This is a genomic window from Burkholderia sp. Ax-1720, assembly GCF_011753035.1.
Taxonomy (GTDB): domain Bacteria; phylum Pseudomonadota; class Gammaproteobacteria; order Burkholderiales; family Burkholderiaceae; genus Burkholderia; species Burkholderia gladioli.
Genome location: NZ_VWWK01000298.1, coordinates 1 through 4,203 on the forward strand (window position 1 = coordinate 1; position 4,203 = coordinate 4,203).

Here is a 4,203-nt window from a genome sequence, read left to right on the forward strand (position 1 = left end):
GCTCGCTTCGGCGGCGCGCGCCTCGCGGTTGGCCAACCGGCCCAGGCTCGCGGCGGCCAGCAGGCCCGAGGCGCCTTTCAGCCATTGTCGGCGGGGGATTCGTGTGCTCATGGGAGGCTCCGTGTCGAATGCGGATCGGGTAGGGATGTCGAGGCGCATTCTGGCGAAGCGGGGCGGTGCGTGAACATGGCCTGCGCGGCAGCAGACTGGTGCGCGGCGCTCAGCAATCGGGGCCGGCGCTCGGGCGTGGACGGTACAGTCGAATAGTGCGTTTTTGGTTCTTTTTCTTGACCTTCAGCCGCCGCAGAATGAGGCCCTGAGTTCAAGGAGAACCCCGTGAAAACCACCCCCATCCTGATGTCCGCGCTGCTGGCCCTGGGCGCCGCGCTGGCGGGCCCGGCCAACGCCGCCACCGCCGAAAGCGGCTCGGCCGCCGGCGCGCCCGCCGAAACCGTCAAGCCGAATTTCTCGCATGCGCTGCCGAACCTGCCCGGCAAGTCGCTGACGGCCGTCGAGGTCGACTACCCGCCCGGCGGCGCCTCGCGCCCGCATCATCACGCGCATTCGGCCTTCATCTACGCCTACGTGGTGTCGGGCCATATCGCCAGCCAGGTCGACGGCCAGCCCGAACGCGTCTACGGCCCGGGCGAATCCTTCTACGAAATGCCCGGTGCCCACCACCAGGTCAGCCGCAACGCCAGCGCGAGCGAGCCGGCCAAGCTGCTGGCCGTGTTCGTGGTCGACAGCGGCGATGCCCCCCTCACCATCAACGATCGATAGGAGTCTCGAATGTCCCAACGTCTCGATTACCGCAAGGCCTCCCCGGCCGGCACCAAGGCCCTCGGCGGCGTGTACGCGCATATTCTTCAATGCGGGCTGGAGGAGCGCCTGGTCGACCTCGTCTACCTGCGCGTCAGCCAGATCAACGGCTGCGCCTACTGCATCGACATGCACACGCGCGATCTGCTGAAGAAGGGCGACAAGCTCGAGCGCGTGGTGCTGGTGCCGGTGTGGCAAGAAGCCGGCGCGCTGTTCGACGAGCGCGAGCGCGCGGCGCTGGCCTGGGCCGAGAGCGTCACCCGCGTATCGGAAACGGGCGTGCCCGATAGCGCGTTCGAGGCCGCGCGCGCCGTGTTCGGCGAGCAGGAACTGTCGGATTTGACCATCGCGATCGGTCTGATGAACGCCTACAACCGGCTCGCGATCAGCTTCCGCGCCGTGCCGCAGGCGGTGGTCGACGCGGCGCGCTGAGCGGGGTCTTCATTTCGGATCCGCGGCGTCGCGCGCGGCAAGCCGATAGCGCCGCAATATCTTCACGAAATTGCGCACCGTCGGCGAGGCCTCGCGCGGCCGATGGATCAGCGCGATGCCGGTGGCCAGCGGCCGCCCCTGCAGCTCGTGGAAGCTCACGCCGTCCACCTGCACCTGCCGCATCGAGGCCGGCACCACCGCCACCCCGAAGCCCGCCGACACGAGATTGCCGGCCGAGGAGATCTGCGGCGATTCCATGCTGATCGCCGGCGAGAATCCCGCGGCGTGGCAGGCGCCGAGGATCGAGTCGTAGAGATTCGGGCCGATCCCGCGCGGAAAGATGATCAGCGGATCGGCGGCCAGGTCGGCCAGCGCGACGCGCTTGCGCCGCCCCAGCCGGTGCCCGTTCGGCAGCACCGCGATCATCTCCTCGTCGGCCAGCGGCTCGACGATCAGCTCGCCGCATTGCAGCGGCATGCGCACCATCGCGGCGTCGATCCGGCCCGCCGCCACCTTCTCCAGCAGCGCCACGCTATTGCTCTCCTCGCAGGCCACCTGCACGCGCGGGTAGGCGTGGCGAAAGCGCTGCATGGTCAGCGCGATCGCCGGATGGAACACCGTCGAGCCGGCGAAGCCGAGCGACAGCCGTCCGGTCTCGCCGCGCCCGGCGTTGCGCGTCTCCACCAGCGCGCGCTCGGCATCCTCGACGATGCGCCGCGCGCGCTCGTGCAGCAGGCGCCCGGCCTCGGTCAGCTCGACGCGGCGCGGATGGCGCACGAACAGGCGCGTGCCGATCTCGCGCTCGAGCTTGAGGATCTGCTGGCTCAGCGGCGGCTGCGCGATGCCGAGCGAGGCCGCCGCCTCGGTGAAATGCAGGTGCTCGGCGACGGCCAGGAAGTAGCGGAGCTGGCGAAATTCCATATCGATTTCGTCTCCAAATCGCGTTATCGAGATATTGGACTAATGATGGAGGCGATTCTAAGCTTTCCTTCATCGGCCAGGCGCATCGCACGGCCTCCCAGACACGGAGAACATCATGACGGCAGCACCCGTAACCGGTTCGGACCTGCGCAAGCCAGGCGGCGAGACGCTGCTGGCGGCGCTGCGCGGCATCGTCGGCGGCGGCCAGGTGCTGACCGGCGAGGCCGCCACGCGCCGCTATCGCACCGGCTACCGCTTCGGCTCGGGGCGCGCGCTGGCGGTGGTGCGGCCCGGCTCGCTGGTCGAGCAGTGGAAGGTGCTGGAAGCCTGCGTGGCGGCCGGCGTGATCGTCATCACCCAGGCTTCGAACACGGGGCTGACCGGCGGCTCGACGCCCGACGGCGACGATTACGATCGCGATATCGTGATCGTCAGCACCACGCGCATGAAGACGGTGCACCTGATCGACGAGGGCCGCCAGGTGGTCTGCCTGCCCGGCGCGACGCTCGACCAGCTCGAGCAGACGCTCAAGCCGCTGGGCCGCGAGCCGCATTCGGTGATCGGCTCCAGTTGCATCGGCGCCTCGGTGTTCGGCGGCGTCTGCAACAACTCGGGCGGCGCGCTGGTGCAGCGCGGCCCCGCCTACACGGAGATGGCGGTGTTCGCGCGCGTCGATGCGAGCGGCCGGCTGCAACTGGTGAACCATCTCGGCATCGAGCTGGGCACCGATCCGCTCACGGTGCTCGATCGCATCGAGCGCCGCGATTTCGGCGAGGCCGAGATCCGCCACGACGCGGGCGCCGCCTCCGACCACCATTACGCCGAGGAAGTGCGCGAGATCGACGCCGATACGCCGGCCCGCTACAACGCCGATCCGCGCCGGCTGCACGAGGCTTCGGGCTCGGCCGGCAAGCTGATGGTGTTCGCGGTGCGGCTCGACACCTTCCCCGTCGAGCAGGGCGCGAAGGTGTTCTATATCGGCACCAACGATCCCGCCGAGCTGAGCGAGATCCGCCGCCTGGCGCTGCGCGAGCTGCCGCAACTGCCGATCTCGGGCGAGTACCTGCATCGCGACGCCTTCGACATCGCCGAAACCTACGGCAAGGACACCTTCCTCGCGATCCACTATCTGGGCACCTCACGGCTGCCGGCGCTGTTCGGCCTGAAGAGCCGCTTCGACGCGATCGCCGGACGGCTGCGCTTCCTGCCCGCGCATCTGAGCGATCGCCTGCTGCAGGCGGCCAGCCGCCTGTTCCCGAGCCATCTGCCGGCGCGCATGAAGGCCTATCGCGAGCGCTTCGAGCATCACCTGATGCTGAAGGTGCAGGCGGGCAGCGTGGAGGCCGCGCGCGAACGCCTGGGCGCCTATTTCGCCAAGGCCGGCGGCGAGTTCTTCGAATGCACCGAGGAAGAGGGCGCCAAGGCCTTCCTGCATCGTTTCGCGGCGGCCGGCGCGGCGGTCCGCTATCGCGCGATTCATGCGAAGGAAGTGGAGGACATCGTCGCGCTCGACATCGCGCTGCGCCGCAACGATCGCGACTGGGTCGAGACGCTGCCCAGGGAGATCGACGACGAGATCTCGATCAAGCTCTACTACGGCCACTTCCTCTGCCACGTATTCCATCAGGACTACATCGTTCGCAAGGGCCGCGACTGCCTCGACCTGGAGCATCGCATGTGGAGCCTGCTCGACGCGCGCGGCGCCGAATATCCGGCCGAGCACAACGTCGGCCACCTGTATCGCGCCAAGCCGGCGCTGGCCGAGTTCTATCGCGAGCTGGACCCCTGCAATTGTTTCAATCCGGGGATCGGCCAGATGTCGAAATTCGCCAATTATCGCGAGCCCGAGGCGCGCCACGAGGCGGCGCTGCCGTAACAAAACAAAAGAGCTTGCAAGACGCCGCAAGACAGCTGTCGATTCACCAACCCGTCGCCGCCAGATCATTACAATAGCGGGCGACGTGGCCGACCCGGCCGCCGTTCCCAGCGTGCCGACCGGATCGCGCGCCGCCGGAATCTTTCCGCGGCCCG

General features: G+C 68.5%; 4 protein-coding genes. 3 read left to right on the forward strand and 1 reads right to left on the reverse strand.

What is annotated here, in order from left to right; all coding sequences use genetic code 11:
- The first annotated feature begins 357 nt into the window (after positions 1-357).
- The gene (locus F3J18_RS35565; protein ID WP_166916787.1) at positions 358-780 is read left to right on the forward strand and encodes a cupin domain-containing protein; all 423 of its coding nucleotides are present in this window, start codon (positions 358-360) and stop codon (positions 778-780) included.
- Between the two features lie 9 nt (positions 781-789).
- Entirely contained in the window at positions 790-1,251 is a 462-nt protein-coding gene (locus F3J18_RS35570) for a carboxymuconolactone decarboxylase family protein (protein ID WP_025099195.1), read from the forward strand.
- Between the two features lie 9 nt (positions 1,252-1,260).
- Here F3J18_RS35570 and F3J18_RS35575 read toward each other — a convergent pair whose 3' ends face one another.
- Positions 1,261-2,172: a LysR family transcriptional regulator gene (locus F3J18_RS35575; protein WP_025099196.1), complete on the reverse strand. Its 912-nt coding sequence runs from the start codon at positions 2,170-2,172 to the stop codon at positions 1,261-1,263.
- 115 nt (positions 2,173-2,287) lie between these two features.
- Between F3J18_RS35575 and dld the strand changes: the two genes are divergently transcribed.
- Positions 2,288-4,048: a D-lactate dehydrogenase gene (gene dld, locus F3J18_RS35580; RefSeq protein ID WP_166916785.1), complete on the forward strand. Its 1,761-nt coding sequence runs from the start codon at positions 2,288-2,290 to the stop codon at positions 4,046-4,048.
- The last annotated feature ends 155 nt before the right edge of the window (positions 4,049-4,203 follow it).

What these genes read in the sequence shown, in the direction of transcription:
- F3J18_RS35565 (WP_166916787.1), top strand. Translation starts at nt 358, where the DNA reads ATGTCCGCGCTGCTGGCCCTGGGCGCCGCGCTGGCGGGCCCGGCCAAC.
- F3J18_RS35570 (WP_025099195.1), top strand. Translation starts at nt 790, where the DNA reads ATGTCCCAACGTCTCGATTACCGCAAGGCCTCCCCGGCCGGCACCAAG.
- F3J18_RS35575 (WP_025099196.1), bottom strand. Translation starts at nt 2,172, where the DNA reads ATGGAATTTCGCCAGCTCCGCTACTTCCTGGCCGTCGCCGAGCACCTG.
- dld (WP_166916785.1), top strand. Translation starts at nt 2,288, where the DNA reads ATGACGGCAGCACCCGTAACCGGTTCGGACCTGCGCAAGCCAGGCGGC.